Annotated in this window: 25 protein-coding genes and 1 pseudogene; all 26 read right to left on the reverse strand. The window is 29.2% G+C overall.

What is annotated here, in order from left to right:
- Positions 1-114: 114 nt before the first annotated feature.
- Positions 115-492 carry a competence type IV pilus minor pilin ComGF gene (locus J3R86_RS06195; protein WP_207516545.1) on the reverse strand — a complete coding sequence of 126 codons (378 nt, stop codon included), beginning with the start codon at positions 490-492 and terminating at the stop codon, positions 115-117.
- Between the two features lie 37 nt (positions 493-529).
- Positions 530-823 (reverse strand): hypothetical protein, encoded by a 294-nt coding sequence (locus tag J3R86_RS06200; protein ID WP_207516546.1) that lies wholly within the window; start codon positions 821-823, stop codon positions 530-532.
- The gene (gene comGD, locus J3R86_RS06205; RefSeq protein ID WP_207516547.1) at positions 810-1,259 is read right to left on the reverse strand and encodes a competence type IV pilus minor pilin ComGD; all 450 of its coding nucleotides are present in this window, start codon (positions 1,257-1,259) and stop codon (positions 810-812) included. Before comGD ends, J3R86_RS06200 begins: the two co-directional genes overlap by 14 nt.
- Entirely contained in the window at positions 1,237-1,527 is a 291-nt protein-coding gene (gene comGC, locus J3R86_RS06210; RefSeq protein WP_278249701.1) for a competence type IV pilus major pilin ComGC, read from the reverse strand. Before comGC ends, comGD begins: the two co-directional genes overlap by 23 nt.
- A gap of 35 nt (positions 1,528-1,562) precedes the next feature.
- Positions 1,563-2,633 (reverse strand): competence type IV pilus assembly protein ComGB, encoded by a 1,071-nt coding sequence (comGB, locus tag J3R86_RS06215; protein WP_207516549.1) that lies wholly within the window; start codon positions 2,631-2,633, stop codon positions 1,563-1,565.
- On the reverse strand, positions 2,605-3,579 hold the full coding sequence (comGA, locus tag J3R86_RS06220) for a competence type IV pilus ATPase ComGA (protein WP_207516550.1): 975 nt from the start codon (positions 3,577-3,579) through the stop codon (positions 2,605-2,607). The genes comGB and comGA overlap by 29 nt, the downstream gene beginning before the upstream one ends.
- A gap of 51 nt (positions 3,580-3,630) precedes the next feature.
- Entirely contained in the window at positions 3,631-4,254 is a 624-nt protein-coding gene (locus tag J3R86_RS06225) for an MBL fold metallo-hydrolase (RefSeq protein WP_207516551.1), read from the reverse strand.
- A 1-nt stretch (position 4,255) separates the two neighbouring features.
- Positions 4,256-4,579, reverse strand: a complete 324-nt coding sequence (locus tag J3R86_RS06230; RefSeq protein ID WP_207516552.1) for an MTH1187 family thiamine-binding protein — start codon at positions 4,577-4,579, stop codon at positions 4,256-4,258.
- The gene (locus tag J3R86_RS06235; RefSeq protein WP_207516553.1) at positions 4,579-5,565 is read right to left on the reverse strand and encodes an ROK family glucokinase; all 987 of its coding nucleotides are present in this window, start codon (positions 5,563-5,565) and stop codon (positions 4,579-4,581) included. Before J3R86_RS06235 ends, J3R86_RS06230 begins: the two co-directional genes overlap by 1 nt.
- Positions 5,565-5,765 carry a YqgQ family protein gene (locus tag J3R86_RS06240; RefSeq protein WP_095092718.1) on the reverse strand — a complete coding sequence of 67 codons (201 nt, stop codon included), beginning with the start codon at positions 5,763-5,765 and terminating at the stop codon, positions 5,565-5,567. Before J3R86_RS06240 ends, J3R86_RS06235 begins: the two co-directional genes overlap by 1 nt.
- Positions 5,749-7,209, reverse strand: a complete 1,461-nt coding sequence (locus J3R86_RS06245; protein ID WP_207516554.1) for a rhomboid family protein — start codon at positions 7,207-7,209, stop codon at positions 5,749-5,751. Before J3R86_RS06245 ends, J3R86_RS06240 begins: the two co-directional genes overlap by 17 nt.
- An 11-nt stretch (positions 7,210-7,220) precedes the next feature.
- The gene (locus J3R86_RS06250; protein ID WP_207516555.1) at positions 7,221-7,760 is read right to left on the reverse strand and encodes a 5-formyltetrahydrofolate cyclo-ligase; all 540 of its coding nucleotides are present in this window, start codon (positions 7,758-7,760) and stop codon (positions 7,221-7,223) included.
- A gap of 467 nt (positions 7,761-8,227) precedes the next feature.
- Positions 8,228-8,377: a 50S ribosomal protein L33 gene (rpmG, locus tag J3R86_RS06255; protein ID WP_002464344.1), complete on the reverse strand. Its 150-nt coding sequence runs from the start codon at positions 8,375-8,377 to the stop codon at positions 8,228-8,230.
- A 111-nt stretch (positions 8,378-8,488) separates the two neighbouring features.
- Positions 8,489-10,564: a peptidoglycan D,D-transpeptidase FtsI family protein gene (locus J3R86_RS06260; protein WP_207516556.1), complete on the reverse strand. Its 2,076-nt coding sequence runs from the start codon at positions 10,562-10,564 to the stop codon at positions 8,489-8,491.
- Between the two features lie 118 nt (positions 10,565-10,682).
- Positions 10,683-11,282 carry a superoxide dismutase gene (locus J3R86_RS06265; protein WP_002465016.1) on the reverse strand — a complete coding sequence of 200 codons (600 nt, stop codon included), beginning with the start codon at positions 11,280-11,282 and terminating at the stop codon, positions 10,683-10,685.
- A gap of 645 nt (positions 11,283-11,927) precedes the next feature.
- Positions 11,928-12,338 carry a Fur family transcriptional regulator gene (locus J3R86_RS06270; protein WP_207516557.1) on the reverse strand — a complete coding sequence of 137 codons (411 nt, stop codon included), beginning with the start codon at positions 12,336-12,338 and terminating at the stop codon, positions 11,928-11,930.
- Positions 12,325-13,188 (reverse strand): metal ABC transporter permease, encoded by an 864-nt coding sequence (locus J3R86_RS06275; RefSeq protein ID WP_207518523.1) that lies wholly within the window; start codon positions 13,186-13,188, stop codon positions 12,325-12,327. Before J3R86_RS06275 ends, J3R86_RS06270 begins: the two co-directional genes overlap by 14 nt.
- A 32-nt stretch (positions 13,189-13,220) precedes the next feature.
- Positions 13,221-14,007: pseudogene (locus tag J3R86_RS06280) on the reverse strand (metal ABC transporter ATP-binding protein).
- 122 nt (positions 14,008-14,129) lie between these two features.
- Positions 14,130-15,020, reverse strand: a complete 891-nt coding sequence (locus J3R86_RS06285) for a deoxyribonuclease IV (protein WP_207516559.1) — start codon at positions 15,018-15,020, stop codon at positions 14,130-14,132.
- 9 nt (positions 15,021-15,029) lie between these two features.
- A complete protein-coding gene (locus J3R86_RS06290; protein ID WP_207516560.1) occupies positions 15,030-16,376 on the reverse strand; it encodes a DEAD/DEAH box helicase in 1,347 nt (448 codons plus the stop codon).
- Positions 16,377-16,688: 312 nt separating this feature from the next.
- Positions 16,689-17,789, reverse strand: a complete 1,101-nt coding sequence (locus J3R86_RS06295) for a Nif3-like dinuclear metal center hexameric protein (protein WP_207516561.1) — start codon at positions 17,787-17,789, stop codon at positions 16,689-16,691.
- Positions 17,779-18,468, reverse strand: a complete 690-nt coding sequence (locus J3R86_RS06300; protein ID WP_207516562.1) for a tRNA (adenine(22)-N(1))-methyltransferase — start codon at positions 18,466-18,468, stop codon at positions 17,779-17,781. Before J3R86_RS06300 ends, J3R86_RS06295 begins: the two co-directional genes overlap by 11 nt.
- Positions 18,469-18,590: 122 nt before the next feature.
- Entirely contained in the window at positions 18,591-19,697 is a 1,107-nt protein-coding gene (gene rpoD, locus J3R86_RS06305; RefSeq protein ID WP_002465144.1) for an RNA polymerase sigma factor RpoD, read from the reverse strand.
- Positions 19,698-19,911: 214 nt separating this feature from the next.
- Entirely contained in the window at positions 19,912-21,711 is a 1,800-nt protein-coding gene (dnaG, locus tag J3R86_RS06310; RefSeq protein ID WP_207516563.1) for a DNA primase, read from the reverse strand.
- Between the two features lie 60 nt (positions 21,712-21,771).
- Complete coding sequence (locus tag J3R86_RS06315; protein ID WP_207516564.1) at positions 21,772-22,590, reverse strand: pyruvate, water dikinase regulatory protein; 819 nt, start codon at positions 22,588-22,590, stop codon at positions 21,772-21,774.
- Between the two features lie 10 nt (positions 22,591-22,600).
- The gene (locus tag J3R86_RS06320) at positions 22,601-23,224 is read right to left on the reverse strand and encodes a transcriptional regulator CcpN (RefSeq protein WP_207518524.1); all 624 of its coding nucleotides are present in this window, start codon (positions 23,222-23,224) and stop codon (positions 22,601-22,603) included.
- Between the last annotated feature and the right edge of the window lie 95 nt (positions 23,225-23,319).

Consider the following 23,319-nt stretch of genomic DNA (forward strand, 5'->3'; position numbering starts at 1 on the left):
TCAAGATTATGTATTGTTTTTAATTTTAAACTATACTGACTAATATAAAAAGTGAAAATCGAAAAATAAATAGCTAATAAAATAAGTGAAAAAGGCGTAAAATAAGCAGGTTTGTTATAAATAAATTGTTTGATTTTTGAAATACCTTCCTCTATTAATTTCAATATCTATTTTAATTACATTTTTATTTAATACTGTAGCCTTAAATTTCTCTACGTTATTCAATAATGTGATATTGCCATTATGATTTATAATTTTAATAATTTTATGATTTAACAACTTATACTCAATATTATCTTTACCATTATTCACATAAATTGAGTTATTACTGATGCTTATATGCTTATGATCAATGTCTTTAAGTTCTTTAATAAAGTCTCTTGAAAAGAACTCGTAATCAATGGTATATGTCTCTTTGGCTTGTTCTTTAATATATTGACTATAAATTAATAACTGCGGTATAAATTGTAATATCAAAATTATAATTACCATAGTAAATAACATTTCTAATAAGGTAAAAGCTTTAATTTTAAAATTTAATGCAAGTCGTCTCATGTGTTGCATATTTAGTTGTGCATACTTGATTTCCTTGTTGAATTATTTGATGCACACCTATGCTGACTCCTTTCTTTAATTGTTCACTGCGATAGTGACTTACTGCTACTAATATTATTTTTTTATCATCTAGTTTCTCTAACTGATTTCGATAAGATTGGTTTAACTGTTGTACAAATGGAACAATTAATGTCGTTATGATGATGATTATGGTGAAACTAGCTAAGCCATCTAATATAAATGATGCTTTAAGTCTATAATTTCTCATAACGAACCCTACCTTTTTCAATATGAAATATAACTTTATAATATGCTTTATTAACTTTAATAGTTATGCTTCCAAATGGCTTAATATTACCTCTTTTATCAAAATATAAATAATGTACTTTATTTATATTTATAATTTCAGCATTATTTATTGTTAAAAAATATGAAGTTTTATTGTTTTCAGTTACTTTAGCTTGATTAGAATGTTTAATAAACTGAATTAAAATAGGACTTTTGGTTATGATAGCTTTAGATTTCAGATAATCCAGTTGTAAAATAAATGATGATAATTGCATTTCACTATTCACTGTTTCAAGATTCCTAAGACTTTTTGAAGTCAATGTCGTCAATAAAATAATAGAAATCATTAGCAACACTAATAACATTTCTATCATTGTAAATGCTTTAATTTTGTTAATTGACAACTGCTTCTCCATTACTTATCGTGATTTTCTCACCAGATTTACACGTCTTTTGATCTTCCTTAATAAATCCTTCAGCGACAAGGTCGTCAATCGTTGATGGATTACTATTATGCTTTAATAAATATGCTTCTATTTGACTATTCACCATTTTCACTTGGGCTTTGCAACCAGTCGTTTGAACATGTGCTGTTTGTTTAGCTATATTAGGTATGATTAAAATTAATAATAAACTAATAATTAATAAAACAAGTAACATCTCAATTAAGGTAAAAGCTTTAATGTTAAATAAAAAATTTCTTCATAATTATCTCCTTACTAGTTAATATTTTGCATCATTTGAAACATAGGTAACATAATAACTAAATATATTGCCATAATAAAAACGGCTAAAAACATAAATATAATTGGTTGAATAATTTTTATATCTTTATGCATTTTGAGTTGTAATTGTTTAATTAATATTTGACTATAAAGTTTTAATTCGATATCTAATTTACCCCGCTTCTCACCTTGATTGATAAACTTTATAAGTAACTTATTAAAACATGGTAACTTAGATATAATTTGAGGAAGCGTTAGCCCCTTTTCAGATTGAACTAAAATAAATTCACCTAAATACTGTCTGAATTTATCGTTATTATGGTTTATATAAACATCAACAATGGATTGTAAATTAATCCCATTTTTTAAAAATAAGCATAATTCATTGGTAATATAATAAGTTTTTAATAATTTATAATAACTAGATAATATTGGTATTTTGGTTATAAATTGAATTTTTCTACGAACTGAAAATTGTTGATAAATCAACTTTATCGAAATGAGTATTAAAATAAGTAAACATATGAAGTATAAAATAACCGAGGGTAACGCTGTAATCACAGCTAATAGAAGTTGTTGAAGTGAAGAGAGTTTCACATTCATTAAATTAAATAATTGTTGGAATTGCGGTATAATCGTATGATTCATCAATATGATCATTCCCATGAATATAGAGATGAGAATTAAAGGATATTGTAAGGTCTTGATAAATTGTTGTTCAGAAGCTCTATTTGTTTGTAAATAATTAGCAATTTCTTCTAATGTATCAATTAAGTTGCCATATCGTTCTGCTAAATATACTTGCATAAGCACGGCGTTGTTAAATCCTAGTAATTTTAATATATCATGACAAGTTGCACCATTTGATATTTGTTGAAGAATATTATTTGGAAGATTTTTATTTTTGTAATCATATTGTAGATTTAAAAATTGAAAACTATCATATAACGTAAACCCAAATGCTAATAGTTTATTAAGATTTAATAACAGATCAATTTGCTTATCTTTACTTAATCGCCGAGTTGTAAATTGAAATTTAAATATATTTATCCATTGTTTTCTCACAAATGACACCTGCTCTTGTCATATCACTTAGTTTACTTTCTAATTTTTCAAAGGTACGTGGTAAAGATTGATTATTATCAAAAAAATAATGCATTTGTGACTGAGTCATAATTTCACATACCAACTGTCTTTCATTTGATGTTGTTGTCACCAAGCGCTGATTAATTATTAAATTAGTCGACTGTAGTAATTCTTGGACTGAAATACCCATTTCTAGTAAACGTAATATAGCACCTTTGCAATCGTTAGCATGTAATGTTGTTAACACTAAATGACCACTTAAACTTGCTTGAATCACGCATTTAGCAACTTCTTTATCTCTTATTTCTCCTATTAATATAACATCAGGATCACATCGTAAAATTGCCTTAAATGTATTAACATAATTGATACCTGCTTTTTCATTTACATTTACTTGGACAATTCCAGGTAATTGAATTTCTATTGGATCTTCGATTGAAACAACATTCAAATTTAATTCTTTATTGGCAAATGCAACCATTTGATACATTAAGGTTGTCTTACCTGAACCAGTTGGACCACTGAACAGTAATAATCCCTGTTTTTTGTTCATTAAATGTTTAAAATCATTAAAATTATAAGGTGATTGTTGGTTTTGTAAATATTGAGGAACAATACGGATAACACAACTTTCTAAACCCAATGATAACGGCAAAGTTGATATTCTTAAAAAATAAAGTTTATTATACTGATAACTATAACGTCCACTTTGAGCAACTTGATATGTTGAAACATCTAATCCAGCTTGGAACTTCATATATACTATTAATTTCTGATAAACATTTAGATTTATTTGTTCATATTCTTCTAAATTATCATTGATCCTAAATTTAATATGAATGTCACTTTTCACTGGTATAAAGTGAATGTCACTCGCCCCCTTGTCTATGGCTTTATTGACTATAGTTTGAAATAAAATCTTCATAAAAATACCTCCTACATATATACACGTAGGAGGGAAATATTTTTCTTTAATTTAACCATGTAAAAATGGATTTAACTGTTCATCATCAACAGTAGTATACGGACCATGACCTGGGAATAATGGTAAGTCACCATCTAAATTAAAAATTTTATCTTGGATTGAATCAATTAACGTTTCATAATCACCTTTATATAAATCTGTTCTACCAATTCCATTGTTGAATAAAGTATCTCCAACAACAGCAAATTGGTCAAAAACAAATGTTAAGCTTCCTGGAGAATGTCCAGGCGTGTGTAAGACATCGAATTTAAATCCTGCTATGTCAGCAGAACCTTCAGACAAACTTTTTGGCTTTGCACTACTTGTTATACTAGGAAGTCCAAATTGTTTGAATTTATCTGCGCCATTTTTCTTGGTATCTTTTAAAAAATCGAATTCTTCTTCATGCATGTATACTGGTACATCATATTTTTCAATAATATCGTCTAATGCACCAATATGATCATAGTGTGCGTGAGTTAATAATACTGCTTTAAGTGGTTTATTTATTTGGTTTAATTTCTTGATGATTTTTTCACTTTCACTTGATGGATCTATTAAAATGACACTTTTATCATCTTCAATAAAATATGTGTTAGTATCTACTAAACCTAATGTTAAACTAGAAATTCTCATTTTATTCACCACTTTTTTCTAAATGTTTTTGGACAGAAGTAAGCTTGTCATTCATTTTGCGATCTTTATCACGTCTATCATCTATACGGATATTTGTACAAACTCTATCTAACCCCTTATCAAATGGTAGTTCGTGAATGACTTTAACTACTTCTAGTAAATCTGATAATTCACCTTCTATTAGCGTGTTCATTGGTGTTAATTGATAGTCAATTTTTCCCATTTTTTTATATTCTTCTAATTTTTTTTGAATTTCTGCAATATATTTACTTACACTTGGACCTTCTGTACCAACTGGTATAACAACAACATCTACGATAGCCATTATTTTACCCCCTCTTTATCTATTACATATGTTTTAATTAGTCCTGCAGCACCAGTAATACCTGCATCATTGCCTAGTTTTGCTTGAACGATTTCTGTTTCATATTGAGCTGGTTTAAAGGTTAAATTATTATATTCTGTTTTAATATTTTCAATTAAAATTGGTCCAGCAGTAGACATGCCACCGCCTAAAACTATATATTTCGGATTACTAGTTACACTGATAATACTACATAAGTAACCAATATAATTAGCGACTTTTTCTGTAATAAAAATACAGAATTGGTCTCCTTCTTTTGCAGCATCAAATACAGCTTTTGCAGTAACTTTGTTTTCTTTAATTAGGTTTAAAATTGAAGATCTAAATGTTAGCTTAGGATAATAAAAATTCACTAAATTAACAACACCTGTCGCTGATGCCACAGTTTCAATACATCCAGAGCGTCCACAATTACACTTGAATCTTTGATCAAAATCAGCTCTAAAATGTCCTATTTCAGCTCCTGATCCATTATGTCCATGAACAATTTCACCATTAGAAATGATACCACCACCTAGGCCAGTTCCTAGAGTGATAGCTACGACATCATCAGCACCTTCACCTGCACCTTTATGCATTTCTCCAAGTGCTGCAATATTAGCATCATTATCTACATATACTGGACAATTTACAAATTGTTCAAATATTTGTCTAACATTGACTTTATTAGGCCAATATAAATTGACTGCTCCATTTACAACACCTGACTCAAAATCAACGGGTCCAGGAACTCCCATACCAACACCTATGACATCTGACATATCATAATTATTTTCTTTTACTTTTTCTACAAATGAATCATATATACCTTTTAATAATAAATATCCAGTTTCATCACTAGTATCAGTATGAATTGACCATTTATGTAATTGTTCTAATTCAGATGAGAAGATTCCTAATTTACATGTTGTCCCACCAACATCTGCAGCTAAAATTATTTTTGTCATTATTCTTCATTCCTTCTTTGATTGATTATTAGTTTACATTGTAAGTATTCATCTTTTGTTAATAACTCATAATTATATAACGAGCTAATTTCTTGTTGCATCATTTCGTACATATCAGCTTTATTTTTAAAATAAATAATAAACCCATAATTTTTTAATAGTTGTTGAACATCATAAAAATTATTAATGTTTCGAGTCATGTGTCTTCGTCAACTCTTTTTCTAAATTTACATAGTCACTATTACTACGATCAACGTTAACAGCTTTGCGTGCATACTTTAAAGCTTTGTCATTGTCATTCAAAGCTCTATTAGCAACGGCCAATTCATAATTTAAGATTCCTGACTTAGGAAATAATCTAAGACCTTTTTCCCATTCTGTCATTCCTTCTGATCTTGAATTTTCAGTAGCCATTATTAAGCCACTTAAATAATATGTTTCATCATCCGCATAATTTTTATTAATAGTTTTTTTTACAAGGTTTTGCGCATTATCATATTGTCCATCCAGCATATCATCTTTAATGAGTTTATTATAAATATTGTCTTCTTTAATAGTAAAAATTCTTATTTGCATCGCCACAAATAATATAAGTAAAAGTATGATTAATCCCCAAAATACACTACGATTATGACGATAATAATAGCCAATCAGCGTAATCAACAAACCACCTATAAAGCCACCTACATGTGCAACTATATTAATGTTTGACATAAATAGTGACATACCAATTAAAATAACTAAAGCAATTAATAGTTGGCCTAGTGTTTTTCGATTAAATGTTTTTGATAAATACATCATTGCAAAAATTGAACCAATTAAGCCGAATATCGCACCACTAGCACCTACTGAAATTGTTGTAGTATTAAATGACAATGATACAAAATTACCAAATAAGCCTGCTATAAAGTAAATACCTAACATTCTCCATGAACCTAGTATAGCTTCGACTATCTTACCAAAAATAAAAAGTGATAATAAATTCATTAAAATATGTTCAAAATTAAAATGTAGAAACATAGAAGTAATTAATCTATACCATTCTCCATGTACAACATTAAAATGAACTAAACCGCCAACTTCTAATAACTTTACATTTGAAAAGTTATTCAAATAGAGAATCATACATAACCATATAAAAACATTAATTAAAATTAATAAATACGTCGCTGGCGTGAATTTTTGCATATATGTATCTAAAAAGTTTGTCGATAATACTTTCTTTTTATAAAACATATAAGTTTTCTTATCGTTATCTTCAGCAATTAATTTAGACATGAAAATATTTGGCATGAATTTTTGTAAATCAATTTTATTTTTAATAACTTTAAAGTTAATTTTTAATGGTCCATTTTCATTATATTGCTCAGGCATAATATCTGTATCTGTAAAATAATAGATATCCACGCTTTGAGGCTCAAAATCTATAAATTGGCTTATTTCATGTTTATGTTCTAATACTCTTGCTTTATCAAACCTTATTTCTTGTGTAGTAATCTCTGACTTTTTAAATATGGCAATTTGTTTCTTTCTTTTATTTGCTAACCATACTTCACTATCTTCTTTTTCAGAACTTACCACATCAAATTTTAAATACCTAATCCAATAATATATCGTCTTCCAAAATTGTTTATCAATATCCATTTGTTCCTCCGTTAAGAAGTTCTGTAAATTATTAATTTATCAACAACTTGATCAAATGATTCCGGATCAAAAGTTGTTAATTGAAAATCATATAATAGACTAATAGTACTAGTTGGAAAAGCACTTAAAAATTTATCATAATAGCCTCCACCATAACCAATTCTATAGCCATTCTGTTGAAAGCCCACACCTGGTACAACAATTAAATCAAGTTCATTTGTTGTCTGACCATTTGATGTTGTATAGTATATGCCTTTTTTATCTTTTGCTATCTCGTTTATATTATCTATTTCTTTGAATGTCATCAGACGACTTTTATAATCCATTTCTGGAACATAAACACTTTTACCGTCTTGTAATGCTTGCTCAATAATTGGAAAAGTATTCACTTCATGATTGAACGATAAAACTAAAGCAATAGTATGCGCATATTGATATTCAGCTGTTGCAAATAATTGATCAGCTAAATATTTATCAGCTTGCATTTTTTTAGTACCTTTAAAATCTTTCAACTGTTGCAAAATTTGTTGTCTAATTTCCTTCTTATTCATTTAAACACCCACTTTGTTCACTATTATTATAACGTTTATAACTTTTAATGTCATTAAGTTGAAATTTTAGAGCTTCTGCTATTTTAATTGCTAGAAGCTCTTATGCAATTAGTGAGATTCTAACTAATTGTATTCCTCTTGAGCGCTATTTTTTAGTTGAAGTTTTTTGCTTTCAGTACTTATGTAATAAATTTAAACATAATAATATGCAATTTTAAAAATTTATAAATTAACGTGATGAACTATAATATCTTGTGAAATTACTTAAACTATCACTTATTTATTCGATTCATTTTACGTTCTCTAACGAATTAGACTGTTACATAATTAAATTTCATATTTAATTATTCGATTTTTATCAGTTATAAAAAATAGAAAACCTCATTTTAATTAGTTGTTCTATAAAAAAAGTGAAACCTCTTAATTAAGAGATTCCACTTTTTACTGTTATTAAATATAATTAAAAATTATTTAGTTTCACGATGTAAAGTTTGTTTGTTTTCACGTGAACAGAACTTTTTCATTTCAATACGTTCTGGGTTGTTTCTTTTGTTTTTAGTTGTAATGTAGTTTCTGTCACCACATTCTGTACAAGCTAATGTAACGTTTACGCGCATGATTATTCCTCCTTACCATTTCTAAATACGACTTTATCATTATACCAATAACTATAATAATTGCAAAGTTAAAATTTCATACAGACAGTTTAGTATAATTTATTATTTTTACTATTTATTATTATCTTTTTGTGCACTTTCTTTACCTTGATGTTTAAAGTAATAATTAATCACATCTTTACCTAAATCTCCACCTGGTAACCATGGTGGTGGCACAGGTTGGTTAGTATAGACAATTGAAAATGCAAGCTTAGGATTATCTATTGGCGCATAACCAATATACGTTGAATTTACTCTTGGCTCTCCATCTTGGAATACTTCAGCAGTACCAGTTTTTCCTGCTGATGGCACAACAGTATCTTTAAAGCTAGCATAGCCAGTTCCATCTTTGTTATTGAAAGCCATTTTGAATCCTTGTTGTTCTTCTTTAATTTCTTCTTCAGAATTATTTACTTTATTTAATACATTCCCTTTAATTTTACGTTTAACTGGTCCAAGTTCGTCTTTGTTAGTAGAATCATGTATTGTCATTCCTAAATGCGGCTGAATTCTATAACCATTATTAGCAATTGTTGAAACATATTGAGAAAGTTGTAGTGGTGTATAAGTATCATATTGTCCTATAGATAAGTCTAAATAATTACCTGGATTATTAGTTAAAGGCTCAATTTGTCCTTTAGTTTCATTTGGTAAATCGATACCAGTCTTAACACCTAAACCAACTTGATTTAAACCTTTTCTCAGTTTTTGTGCAGCTTCTGTAATGTCAGTTGGCAGTGGCATACCAGAATAATATGAACTATCAGCTAATTTCAATGCCGTTTTAAACATATATACGTTAGAAGAATGCATTAATGCTTCTTCATCATTAATTGTTATGTGTCCATTCTTATTGAAATATGACCGTTTCGTTAAGCCACCTTGGAAATGTAATGGTTCATCAACCATCTTCTCTCCAACTTTGATAGCATTATTTTGATAACCAGCAAGTAACGTGCCACCTTTTACAGATGAACCTACAGTAAATTGAGAAGCAAATGTTCCTATATCATAATCAGTTAACTTCCCGCTTTTGCTTATTTGCTTACCTGCCATTGCTAATATGTCACCATTTTTAGGATTTTGTACAACAATCATAGCATTATCCATATTTTTAGCACCCATACTTCGAAGCCTGCTAATTTGTTTGTCTAACAATGATTCAACTTCTTTTTGTAAGTCTATATCAATTGTTAATTGTAAATCATTACCACGAGCACCAGGATTAATTACTTCGGAAGAAATAACTTTACCTGATTTATCTGTAGTATATTTCATTTCTTTTTTCTTACCTCTTAATACATCTTCATATTGATATTCAAGATAAGATTTTCCGACTCTATCATTTCTGGAGTAACCTTTCGATAAATATTGCTCGGTTAATTCTTTAGGAAGACCTTCTGACGGTGTAGATACATCTCCAAAAATACCACGTAAAGTATCTTTATATGGATATTTTCTATCCCAATCCATAGATGTGTTTACACCTGGCAATTTAGATAATTGTTGAGATACAGCAGCGTATTCTTTCTCGCTAACATCTTCGTTTTTTATCATCTGTGGATCCAAAACAGATCCAGCATTCATTTGACGATAAATAGCTAAAACTTGAAGGTCTTTTTTAGATAAGTCATCAAGTTGTTTTTTACTAATTTTTGAGCGTAATTGCTTATCATACTGTTCTTGACTAATACTTCCATCTAAAAGTAATGACTGCTCTTTCGTCATCAATTCTTTAGCTTTTTTTGGATGAAGTTGAATCCAAAAATCTTTTTTATCTCTGTCAGTTATATTTTTGGTATCCATTTTAATTAATTTCGATAGTTTCTCAGCTGTATCTAGCATTTCACTTTGACTTGTTTTTCTTCCTCTAGTATATGTAATCGCCATTTTAGATGCATTATCTACAAGTACTTTTCCATTACGATCTAATATACGTCCACGTGGAACAGATTCATTTACTGTTATATTTTCATCACTTTTTATGATTTGTTTATAATGACTACCTTGTGCAATTTGTAGATAGCCTAACCTCAAGATCATTATTGCAAATATAAAGATAATTACGCCAAATATAAAGTTAATTCTTTTATTGATTGTATTTTGAACAATTTCATCATTTGATTTTTCTTTTAGTCTTTTTAGCAAAGCAACCTACCTCTATTCAAAGTCTTTCATCTTAAATGATATATGAATTTGTTCAATTTTTCTATCTTTTTAAACAAAAAAATAACGGTCTCATAAAGAGACCGCTGAAAAACATCTATTATTTTGCTGCATTGTATAATTCGTCAACTTTTTCCCAGTTAACAACATTCCAAAATGCACTGATATAATCAGGACGTTTGTTTTGATATTTTAGGTAGTATGCATGTTCCCAAACATCTAAACCTAAGATAGGTGTTTTACCTTCAGTTAATGGGTTGTCTTGGTTTGGAGTAGTAACGATTTCTAAGTTACCGTTATTTACTACTAACCATGCCCATCCAGAACCAAAGCGTGCAGCTGCTTTGTCTGCGAATTCTTTTTTGAACTCATCTAAAGAACCCCACTGTTCTTTAATTTTTTCAACAACTGTACCTTTTTCTTCTGAGTTTGGAGATAACATTTCCCAGAATAATGAGTGGTTTAAATGACCGCCTCCATTATTACGTACTGCAGTTTGGATATCAGAAGGCACGCTATCTAAGTTAGCTACGATTTCTTCGATTGATTTAGATTCTAAATCAGTTCCTTCTACTGCAGCATTTAATTTTGTTACATACGTATTATGATGTTTGTCATGGTGAATTTCCATAGTTTGTTTATCAATATGTGGTTCTAATGCATCATAAGCATATGGTAATTTTGGTAATTCAAAAGCCATAAATAATCATCCTCCTAAAATGTCTATATATCTATAATAACAAGCACTAATATTAACAACAATGTTTATGCCTATTAATTACTTGTTATTATTCCTACACCCTTAATATAACTCATATGACAAATTTTTAAACATATTATTAGAAAAAAAGTCGTAATTACTAAATAAATCATACCAACGGAGTATAAAGAAGTACTGTATTTGTGTAATAAATACTAGTACTTCTTATGCATTTGTCTATACAAATGTAATCCTTTAATGAATTTTATGATGTAAAAATAAAATTTAGTGGGACTTATACAATTGATTATATCAATTGTAATCTTCTTTGTTATTTGTGTAATAAATACTAGTACTTCTTATGCATTTGTCTATACAAATGTAATCCTTTAATAAATTTTATCGTGTAAAAATAAAATTTAATGGGACTTATACAATTGATTATATCAATTGTAATCTGCTTTAGTATTTGTGTAATAAATACTAGTCCTTCCTATGTATTTGTCTATACAAATGTAATCCTTTAATGAATTTTATCGTGTAAAAATAAAATTTAATGAGTATTATACATAAATCTAAAAACATAATCTATTATAACCAAAATAAAGGCTCATACAATTGATTTTTTGTATGAGCCTTTATAAATTATTGTTGACAACTTTCACAAACACCATAAACTTCTAATTTATGTTGATGTATATCCACACCTGGTAATGATGATTTTATTTGTTCGATTGGACAGTACTCAATAACTTTTGTATCACCGCATTTTTCACAAATAAAGTGATGATGGTGATGATTAGTACAAGCGATTCTAAACTTCATTTCCCCATCTAGTTCAGTACTTTCAATAATGCCTAAATCTTTAAATAAATGTAAATTTCTATAGATTGTATCAAATGATATACCTGGATAATCTTTATCCATTTCCTGTTGAATAAATTTTGCATTGATATATTTATCCTCTTTAACAAATAAATTTACCATATCATTACGTTTATCAGTATATTTTAGTCCATTATCTTTTAAAATTTTAATTGCATCATTTGTATTCATTACTACTTACTCCCTTTTTTAACTTAACTCTAACCTTTTGATAAATCATCGTTAATATTAATAGAATAACTAATAATACTACAATAACACCACCAGGTGAAATATTCATATAAAATGCTAAAACTAAACCTACAATTACAGCGAATTCACCTAAAATAACACTTAAAATAATTAATTGTTTAAAACTTTTTGTCAATCGCATTGCGATAGCTATAGGCAATGTAATTAGTGCACTTACTAATAATATTCCCACTACTCTCATAGATGCAGAAATCACCATAGCTACTATCGCAATAAATAAAAACTGAATCCATTTAGGAATTCCAATAACTTTACTGTATTCTTCATCAAAAGACAAAATAAACAATTCTTTATAAAAGAAAGCAATAAATAGTAATACTAGCACTGTAATTATGATGATTGTAGTTAAGTCACTCAAGTTAACAGCACTGATCGAACCAAAGAGTAGTCCAACAATTTCTTGATTAAAACCATCTGCTAACGAAATAAATATTGCACTTAGTGCAATACCTGCACTCATAATAATTGGTATAGCAATCTCTTGATAAGATTTATACGATGTTCTTAGTTCTTCAATTAATAAAGCACCAATTATAGCAAACAAGATACCAAACCACATCGGATTGATAAATGATGCAGCAGGTAAAATAGTTAATAAAAACATTCCAAATGATATACCACCTAATGTCACATGGCTAAGTGCATCAGCAATTAAAGATAAGCGCCTAACTACTATAAATGCACCAATTAAAGGCGCAATAAAACCTATTAAGATACCACTAATTAAGGAGTACCTCATAAAATCAAAATTTAATAATGCATCAATCAATAATGCCACTCCTCCGCTACCATTAATTTATTTTAACTACAACATTCACGATTATGTTGATGATCAACAAACCTAACAGGATGACCATAAATTTTTGATATTTCAACTTCATCAAGCGATTTAAAATCTTCTGTTGTACCGTGGAAATGTAAATGTTTGTTTAAACATGCTACTTCAGTAGCGGTATCTGCAACTACACCAATATCATGGGTAACAAGTATTATTGTTATACCTTCTTGTTTCAATTGCTCTAAAGTATCATAAAATTCGTTGACATGTTTAGCATCTATACCATTAGTAGGTTCATCTAGAACTAACACTGTTGGTTCAGAAATCAGAGCTCTTGCAATCATAACTCGTTGTTGTTGACCTCCAGATAGTTCTGCAATGTTCTTATTCATCAAATTAGCAATGTTTAACCTATGTAATACCTGTTCTACTTTATTAATATCTTGTCGATTAAACTTTTGAAATAATTTCTTAGTTTTAGTTAGTCCACTTAACACGACTTCTTTGACACTTGCTGGGAAGCCAGAATTAAAGGCATTTGCTTTTTGGGAAACATAGCTTAGTTTTATTGATGATTTTTTATTTTTATAATTAATTCCATCAACATAAATTTCACCGTTTTGTAAAGGTAATAAACCTAATATTAATTTTAATAATGTAGATTTACCTGCTCCGTTAGGTCCCACAATAGCTAAAAATTCACCTTTATTTATTTTAATATTTATATTTTCTAATACTTGCTTATCATCATAATGATAATTTACATTTTTCAATTCAAAGACTGGTGCCATTTGTATTTTCACCTCGCATTTAACTATACAATGCATAGTTAATTATGTAAATAGTAATGTTTTCGCCTGTAAAATATTCTAAAAAATACTCTCGAATAGATATATACAGTGAGTATTGTATCTAATCGAGAGCATAATCATTTATTGAGCCATAATTTTTTCTTTAAGCTGTGGATCAAATTGTTGTGATTTGAGCATTTCAATTTCAAATTTATATGGTGGTTTTTTATCTTTTTTGTCAATACCTACATATGGTGTTTCCAATATTTTTGGTATATCTTTAAATTGATCATGATGCACGATATAGTTTAATGCATCAAATCCTATATAACCAAATCCGATATTTTCATGACGGTCTTTATGAGCACCACATTCGTTTTTAGAGTCATTAACATGAACTACTTTTATTCTATCGACACCTATAATTTTATCAAACTCAGCTAAGACACCATCAAAATTTTCTTTGACATTATAACCAGCATCATGTGTATGACATGTATCAAAGCATACTGATAAACGTTCGTTATTGTGCACTCCATCAATGATTCTAGCTAATTCTTCAAATGAACGACCAATTTCTGTTCCTTTACCAGCCATCGTTTCAAGTGCAATTCTAACATTATTATCATTTGTTAAAACTTCATTTAAACCTTCAATAATTTTGTTGATTCCTGCGTCAACACCAGCTCCAACATGTGCTCCAGGATGAAGTACAATATCTTTTGCACCTATTGCTTGTGTTCTTTCAATTTCTTGTTGTAAGAAATCAACGCCAAGGTTAAACGTTTCCGGTTTAATTGTATTGGCAATATTAATGATATACGGTGCATGTACAACAATATTTGATAAGCCATACTTATCCATCACTTCATGACCTTTTTCAATATTTAAATCTTCAATACTTTTTCGTCTTGTATTTTGTGGTGCTCCTGTATATATCATAAATGTTGATTCGCCAAATTTATGTGCTTCTTCAGCAGAACCTTCTAACATTTTTTTACCACTCATAGAAACATGTGATCCTAATAACATTAACTACACCTAGCCTTTTTTGTTTTGTTTACGTTTTTGTCTACTCTGCTGTTTACTGAATTGTTTGCGCTCTTGACGTTTCATACGATCTACTTCTTGTTTGAATTTCTTTTTATATCCTGGTTTAACTTTATTTTTAGTTTTACTACGCACTTTATTCTTAACTTGATTTGTTAAATGATCATCTTTACGAGTACGACGTTGTCTTGCATTATGCGCTTTAATTTCTGTTAGTTCATCATTCTTAATATCGACATTTTTAAAAATATAACCTCGATCTTCTATTAATGCGATATTATGCTCTTCGTCTGGACTATATAGTGTAATTGCTACACCTTTATAATTACCTCTTCCGGTTCTACCAACTCGATGTGTGAAGAAATCAATATCGTTAGGTACATCAAAATTAATGACATGACTAACGCCTTCAATATCTATACCTCTTGATGCTAAATCACTAGCAATGACATATTGAAATTCCAAGTTTCTAATTCTCTTCATTTGTTGTTTACGTTCACGAGGGGTTAAACCACCATGAATCATGCCTACTTTAACTCCAGCTTCGTTAAGGTTACGAGCAAGCTCATCAGCATTATCACGACTATTACAAAAGATAATACATAAATATGGATTTAAAATATCGATCAATTTCAAAGTCTTATCAACTTTAGCTGTACCTTTAGTTGGAATTAAAAAGAATTCAATGTTCTTTTTATTTTGCTGTTTGCTATCAACTTCAACAAATTCTGGTTGATTTAAATATTTTCTTAAAAATGGTTGTAATTGTTGTGGAATTGTAGCACTAAAGACAGCAATATTAGCATTATCATCTAATCTAGATGCAATATAGTCTACATCTTCAATTAAACCTAAATCTATCATTAAATCTGCTTCATCTATTACTAAATAACTAGCTAAATGGGCATGTAAATGACCACTTTTGGCTAAATCATTAATTCTAGTTGGAGTACCAATAATTAATTGTGGTTGGTTTGTCGTTTTTTGCTTATCTTTTTCAATATCAGTTCCACCAATAAATAATTTAACTGAGATATCTTTATTAAAGCTACTTAAATGATTAGCAGCATCGTATAATTGTTGTGCTAGTTCACGTGTTGGTGCTACTACGATGGCTTGTGGTTCTTTATTGTCGCTATCTATTAATTGCATTAAAGGTAATAAAAATGCATGAGATTTTCCTGTACCTGTTTGAGATTGACCAATTAGATTTGTTCTTTTTAAAATTCTTGGAATAATTCGATTTTGAATTTCTGTTGGTTTATCAAAATTAAGGTCTTTCACAGCGTCAATTAAACTAGAGTCTAGATTAAATTGTTCAAATGGATGTTTTGCCATGATTTGGCCTCCTTATAAGTTCATCTTAACTATTATAAAGTATATATCTACTATTTTAAATAAAAATAATAAAAAACTCGAAATTTCAACAATTAGAAATCTCGAGTTTGTATTAGTGCCTAAATCAATCAAAGGATTGTTTAATTCAACTGATTGCTTGGCTATTTTTACACTTCAACTATTAAAACTTGTACTTTTTAGTGACAATGTCGTTGTTAGAACTATATAGTAATATATATGCTAATTAGATGATACTAACTCTATAAATGTTACTTATATAATTGTTCAGACACACGAAATCACAAAAGATCATTAAACATAATGGAATGGATCAGTATTTATTAGTGATGCTTTTACTTTAACGTCTATATTCAAATCTTCAAACCAATTATCTAATAAAGTTTTTAAACCTTGTTTCATAACATATTCACTATAATGATTAATGTCTAACAAATTCACTCCTTGTATAGCAGCATCTAGTGCATCGTGATGTTTTACATCACCAGTAACAAAGATATCTGCACCTTGACTTTTAGCTTTATACTCAAAACCAATACCACTACCACCAATAATTGCAATCGTCTGAATTTGTTCATTATATTGACCAACAAATCGAACACTAGGAATTTGAAGTTGTTTTTTCGCATATTCGGAAAATTGTTGAATTGACATAGGATTAGTAAGTTCTCCCATTATGCCTAAGCCATAATCTGATTGATCCACCATCTCAATAAAATCATAAACAGGTGTTTCATATGGATGATAAGATTTAATCAATTGTTCTGTTAAATCCTTTTGTCCATAATCAATCATAAATTCTACTTTAACTTCTTCAACATATTCTATTTTATCTATCTCACCGATATGTGGATTAGCATTTCCTACTGGTTTAAATTGTCCTAATCCTTCCGTTTCAAAGAAACAATATTCATAATTACCTTCTTGTGCTAAGCCTGCTTGTGATAAATTATCTTTAAATGTTTTAACGTCTACTTTAGGTATATAAGTTTGCACTTTAAAATAATGATGTTGTTGTTGATTAATTTGACGAATATGATTTAATTTTAATATCTTGGCTAACATATAATTAACGCCAACAGGATTAACATCTAAATTAGTATGCATAGCAATTAAATTAATATTATGTTGTATTAATTTGCGAATGATTTTACCATAACCTTTATTCTCTATGCTTTGAACACCTTTAAAAATGAGAGGATGATGACTAATAATGGTATTATAGTTTAACTCAATAGCTTCATCTACAACTGCTTCAGTACAGTCTAATGCTGTAAGTATACCACTTACTTTTTCTGTCTCATCACCAATTAATAATCCTACATTATCCCATGATTCTGCAGTATTAAAGGGGACTTTACTGTCTAATAGCATCATTAGTTCTTTAATTGTCATTTTTTAACACCCTTTCAATAATAGCAATATCTGCATTTAATTCATTTAATCGTTCTTTATGTTGTTGCTCATTAAGATGTGATTTAATTTTAACTAGGGCTGACAGTTCACGTTGCCATTTTTTATAAAAATAGTCATTTTTTGTTGTTAATAAAACTGGACCGAATTGTAATTGTTCAGCAGTCAATTGCTTTAAGTTTTCGTTGAATTCTGCAACTACGATTTCATATATATGTCCCTTTTCTTCCATAATTATTTCATCTATAATTTCATATTTCAATTGTTGTAACATTATTCTTATGCTTTGCGTTTGAATATTACTTTGTAAAATTAATCGTGGATGTGTATTTAATTTAGACTGACCTTCATTTAAAATTTTGGCAATTAAAGGTCCACCCATACCACAAATAGTTATAGAATTTACATTATCATCATGGTGAATGACACTTAATCCATCACCCAACCTTACGTCTACAACATCTTGTAATGCATTAGCTGCAACATTTTTTTGTGCCGCTTGAAATGGTCCTTTAATAACTTCTCCGGCTATAGCTGTGTCACAAATATGTTGTTGAATCGCATAAATTGGTAAATAGGCATGGTCTGAACCAATATCAACTAGTTTGCCAGGAGTTATATAGTTACTGACAATTTTTAATCGTTCATTTAAAGAAATCATCTACTTCTCCTTCTTATGTATAAAAATGAGGTTGAAACATCATCAAATGTATCAACCTCAGTTATAAAATAAAGTCTATATTATAAGACTTATTGAATTAAACCATTACAATCTATGACTAGTTAATCCATAAAATCTTTAAGACGTTTGCTGCGACTTGGATGTCTTAATTTTCTAAGTGCTTTAGCTTCTATTTGACGAATACGTTCACGTGTTACACCGAAAACTTTACCCACTTCTTCTAGTGTTCTTGTTCGACCATCATCTAAACCAAATCTTAAGCGTAATACATTTTCTTCTCTATCCGTTAATGTATCTAAAACATCTTCAAGTTGTTCTTTTAATAGTTCGTATGCTGCGTGATCTGAAGGACTTTGAGCTTCCTGATCTTCAATAAAGTCACCTAAATGACTATCATCTTCTTCACCAATTGGCGTTTCTAAAGATACTGGTTCCTGTGCAATTTTTAAAATTTCTCTTACCTTTTCAGCAGGTAAATCCATTTCTTCTCCAATTTCTTCTGGAGCTGGATCTCTACCTAAATCTTGTAATAATTGACGTTGAACACGAATCAATTTATTAATTGTTTCTACCATGTGTACTGGAATACGAATTGTACGTGCTTGGTCTGCTATTGCACGTGTTATTGCTTGACGAATCCACCATGTCGCATATGTTGAAAATTTAAATCCTTTATTAAAGTCAAATTTCTCAACAGCTTTAATTAGACCCATATTTCCTTCTTGAATCAAGTCTAGGAATAACATACCACGACCAACATAACGCTTAGCGATACTTACAACTAGTCTTAAGTTTGCTTCAGCTAATCTTGACTTAGCTACTTCATCGCCTTGTTCTATTCGTTTAGCTAATTCGATTTCTTCTTGAGCACTTAATAAATTTACACGTCCAATTTCTTTAAGATACATACGAACTGGGTCGTTTATTTTCACACCTGGAGGGGCACTAAGGTCATTAGGATTCAGTTTCTCATCCGTATCTGAACTATCTTTTTCATTAACCAATGAAATATCATTATCATTTAATTGGTCAAAGAAATCATCCATTTGGTCAGAGTCTATATCAAAATTCTGAAGTTTTTCAGCAATTTCTTCATGACTCAGATGACCTTCTTTTTTACCTTTTTCAATTAATTGTTTTTTAACATCTTCTAATGTTAAAGTCGGATCAATTGTTTGTTTTTTAATTTTAACTGTATTATCAGACATGAAACGGCCTCCCGATTTTAAATATGAATAGTTAAAATGTATTCAATATTACTATTCTAAACTATATTCTTAATTTATTCATCCATATTTTAAATTTTATTTAACAATTTGAACTACTTTATTAATTATTTAATTATTTCCAATTATACAAATTTGGTAATAGTACTTTACCCGTACAGGATTTACTTAATCATCATTCAACTTAATCATTCAATTACATTCGTGCTTTATTCAAAGCAACAATTTGCTCTAAATAATATTTCTGTAGTTCTAAATCACCTATTCTTGATGCTTCCCTTAATTTTTGTTGCAAAGATTCTACCGTTTCTTCGTTTGATTCATTAATAACATTAATATAATCATCTATTTCATTTTCAAATGGTTCGTCATTCAAATGATACTGTTCAAAACTAATAAGCGTTTCTCTAATATCACTTGAATCTGTATATTGAACAACATTACTAATATCATAACGATCATTCTCAGCATAATAATCATGCAAAAGACTAAATATATACTTAAAATGTGCATTTGTAAAGTCATTTGAATCAACACGTTGATAATAATTTAAAAAGATATCTTTATCATTCATTAAATGTTTTATAAAGGCGCGCTCAGCTTTTTCTTGTCGACTTAAATTATCAAATTGTGCCATCCCAACTGGCACATTTACAGTGTTATAATCATAATAATCTTCTGGATACTCTGATGTAGATGAATTGTTAAATTGTACTTCATTAGCGAGTTGTTCAGGACTAATATTAAAAAATGGTGCAATATCATTTAATGCTTTTTGTCTCAAAATTGAAGATTTCATCAAAGATATATCTTGGGATAGTTCTTTTAAATAGCGTTCGTATGACAAATCATTATGCTCAATTTCGTCTTTTAAAATATTAGCTTTATAGTTGACAAAAGATTTTTTGTCATTTGTGATAAAAGCTTGGAACGCATCACTACCATATTTACCAATATATTCATCAGGATCCATTCCAGTTGGCAACTGAATTGCAAAGACATTGATACCTTGCTGAAGTAAATGTTGACCAGTTTTTAGTGTTGCTTCACTACCTGCAAAATCCCCATCAAACATGATTGTAATATTTGAAGTCAATTTCTTTATGAAAGTTACATGTTCATCTGATAATTGTGTACCCATCGTTGCTACGACATTTTTCAAACCTGCTTGATCTGCTTTTATTACATCCATAAAACCTTCTAATAATACGATTTCATCATTTTTTCTAATTGTTTTACGGGCTTTATCTAAGTTGTAAAGTAGTTTTCTTTTTTGAAATATTGGTGTTTCAGGACTATTCAAATATTTAGGTTCTTGATTTGTATAGGTTCTACCTGAATAGCCAACTGTTCTGCCTTGAGCGTTTTTTAGTGGAAACATGATTCTATTTCTAAATCTATCATAATAACTAAAATTTTCTTCATTACGTGAAAGCAAACCAGCTTCATATGCTAATTCTATGTCATAACCTTTTTTCTGTAAGAAGTCATGACAAAAATGTGAGTTATCAGGTGCAAAGCCGATACCTCTCTCTTTGATCAAGTCATCAGTAAATCCCCGTTGTTGAAGATATTCTAAAGCTTTTTCACCTTCAACAGATTTCATTAATGCGTATTGATAGAATTCTTGCATTAATTCATGCATTTCTATCATCTTCAAATCATCAGAAGCTATTTGAACATGAGACTGTTCAGAGTTGTCATTTATATCAACATGAACATTAACTCTGTCCCCTAATTCTTTGACCGCTTCAACAAATGAAATATCTTTAATTTCTTGAGTGAATTGAAAAACATTACCACCTTTTTTACAACCAAAACAATGACAGATTTGTTTGTCTTCAGACACAGTAAATGAAGGCGTTTTTTCATCATGAAAAGGACACAAACCGATATAATTGCGTCCTCTTTTTTCTAATTTTACATATTCACTTACTAAATCTAAAATATCTGTTTTATCTTTAATCTCATTTATAACCGATTGTTCTATTCGCACATTAAATCACCCATTACTCAGTAGTTATAGTATTATACAAAATTAATAGCGAAAAAGAAATCATTTCGATTTATTTTCTTCAATATAATGAATAATATCATTTGCTGTTTCTTCTATGGCTTTTTCCGTTACATCTATAACAGGACAACCAATTTCTTTCACAATACCTTCAAAATATTCTAATTCTTCTTTAATTCGTGCATCAGTTGCATATCTTGCTGAATCTCCCAAACCAAGTTGTTTCAGTCTCTCTTTACGAATTCTATTCAACTTTTCTTCACTAATTTTTAAAGCAATACATTTTGAAGGATCAATATCATACAAACCATCAGGTGGTGTGACTTCAGGAACAATTGGAACGTTCATTACTTTATAGCTTTTATGAGCAAGATATTGCGATAATGGTGTCTTAGATGTTCTAGAAATACCTAGCAATACTATATCTGCTTTAGGTAAACCTTTAGGGTCTTTACCATCATCGTATTTAACTGCAAATTCTATAGCGTCTATTTTTTTGAAATAGGCATCATCTAAGCGATGGACAATACCTGGTTCATTATAAGGTTTCTCTTCTACTGATTGTGATAATAAATCCATTAGTGGACCCATAATATCTACTGATTTTAATTTATATAATGCTACTTTTTCTAGCATATATTGCTTTATTTCAGGTTTAATAAGTGTATAGACAATAATTGCATTAGTGTCTCTAGCTACTTGAATCACTTCATCTATGTCATCAGTGGATTCTATATACGGATATCTTAATAATTCATTTTTACATTGTTTTGGATTAAATTGTGATATACCTGCTCTAGCAACTAATTCAGCAGTTTCTCCAATAGAATCAGAAGCTACTAAAATCTTAATATTTTCCATTATTCCCCGCCTATTCTTTATATAATGATACTATTAATTTAGTAATAGTCGTTTTTGATATTCTACCAATCACTTCAAATTTATTATTCCCTTTTCTACGAACGATCGGAATTGAATCGATTTCTTTTTCAATCATCTGATCGGCTGCATAGATAAGTAATTCACTTTCTTCTAAATATGTCACATTAGGCATACGTGTCATATTTATACTTATTGGAAGTTGGTGAATATCTGAACCTATCATAGATGCTCGCAATAGATCTTTTCTAGAACAGACACCAATAAAATCACTATTATCATTAATAATAAATAATGTACTGACATCTTCTAAAAAAATAGTACATATTGCATCGTATACTGTCGTACTTTCTTTTAAAACTACAGGGTGAGACATATAGTCTTTAACTTCAAATTGTCTTAATTTGTCATTAAATAATTTATCCTTTGATTTACCAGAATAATAATAGCCAACGCGTGGTCGTGCTTCAAGAAATCCTGACATCGTTAATATAGCTAAATCTGGTCGCAATGTGGCTCTAGTTAGATTTAACTTTTCAGCAATATGTTCCCCTGTAATAGGTCCTTGATCTTTTACAATTTCAATGATGCGTTCTTGTCTTTGATTAAGTTCTATAGGTCCTCACCCCTCTTATATTCACATATTATTATACCTATATTTGGAGATTGTCTCAATTACATTAATTTTACTTGCCTTTAAAATGTCTTTCA

The sequence above is a fragment of the Staphylococcus simiae genome, from assembly GCF_017357005.1.
In the GTDB taxonomy this organism is placed as follows: Bacteria; Bacillota; Bacilli; order Staphylococcales; family Staphylococcaceae; genus Staphylococcus; species Staphylococcus simiae_A.

Excerpts from the sequence above, each read along its gene's own strand:
- J3R86_RS06235 (WP_207516553.1), bottom strand. The coding sequence starts at position 5,565 with ATGACAAAAATAATTTTAGCTGCAGATGTTGGTGGGACAACATGTAAA.
- J3R86_RS06270 (WP_207516557.1), bottom strand. The coding sequence starts at position 12,338 with ATGAATACAAATGATGCAATTAAAATTTTAAAAGATAATGGACTAAAA.
- J3R86_RS06315 (WP_207516564.1), bottom strand. The coding sequence starts at position 22,590 with ATGGAAAATATTAAGATTTTAGTAGCTTCTGATTCTATTGGAGAAACT.
- J3R86_RS06300 (WP_207516562.1), bottom strand. The coding sequence starts at position 18,468 with ATGATTTCTTTAAATGAACGATTAAAAATTGTCAGTAACTATATAACT.
- J3R86_RS06265 (WP_002465016.1), bottom strand. The coding sequence starts at position 11,282 with ATGGCTTTTGAATTACCAAAATTACCATATGCTTATGATGCATTAGAA.
- J3R86_RS06195 (WP_207516545.1), bottom strand. The coding sequence starts at position 492 with ATGGTAATTATAATTTTGATATTACAATTTATACCGCAGTTATTAATT.
- J3R86_RS06295 (WP_207516561.1), bottom strand. The coding sequence starts at position 17,789 with ATGACAATTAAAGAACTAATGATGCTATTAGACAGTAAAGTCCCCTTT.
- J3R86_RS06225 (WP_207516551.1), bottom strand. The coding sequence starts at position 4,254 with ATGAGAATTTCTAGTTTAACATTAGGTTTAGTAGATACTAACACATAT.
- comGA (WP_207516550.1), bottom strand. The coding sequence starts at position 3,579 with ATGAAGATTTTATTTCAAACTATAGTCAATAAAGCCATAGACAAGGGG.
- rpmG (WP_002464344.1), bottom strand. The coding sequence starts at position 8,377 with ATGCGCGTAAACGTTACATTAGCTTGTACAGAATGTGGTGACAGAAAC.
- J3R86_RS06250 (WP_207516555.1), bottom strand. The coding sequence starts at position 7,760 with ATGAATAAGAAGGAAATTAGACAACAAATTTTGCAACAGTTGAAAGAT.
- J3R86_RS06245 (WP_207516554.1), bottom strand. The coding sequence starts at position 7,209 with ATGGATATTGATAAACAATTTTGGAAGACGATATATTATTGGATTAGG.
- J3R86_RS06200 (WP_207516546.1), bottom strand. The coding sequence starts at position 823 with ATGAGAAATTATAGACTTAAAGCATCATTTATATTAGATGGCTTAGCT.
- J3R86_RS06230 (WP_207516552.1), bottom strand. The coding sequence starts at position 4,579 with ATGGCTATCGTAGATGTTGTTGTTATACCAGTTGGTACAGAAGGTCCA.
- rpoD (WP_002465144.1), bottom strand. The coding sequence starts at position 19,697 with ATGTCTGATAATACAGTTAAAATTAAAAAACAAACAATTGATCCGACT.
- comGD (WP_207516547.1), bottom strand. The coding sequence starts at position 1,259 with ATGGAGAAGCAGTTGTCAATTAACAAAATTAAAGCATTTACAATGATA.
- J3R86_RS06285 (WP_207516559.1), bottom strand. The coding sequence starts at position 15,020 with ATGTTATTAGGATCACATGTTTCTATGAGTGGTAAAAAAATGTTAGAA.
- J3R86_RS06240 (WP_095092718.1), bottom strand. The coding sequence starts at position 5,765 with ATGACTCGAAACATTAATAATTTTTATGATGTTCAACAACTATTAAAA.
- J3R86_RS06290 (WP_207516560.1), bottom strand. The coding sequence starts at position 16,376 with ATGGCAAAACATCCATTTGAACAATTTAATCTAGACTCTAGTTTAATT.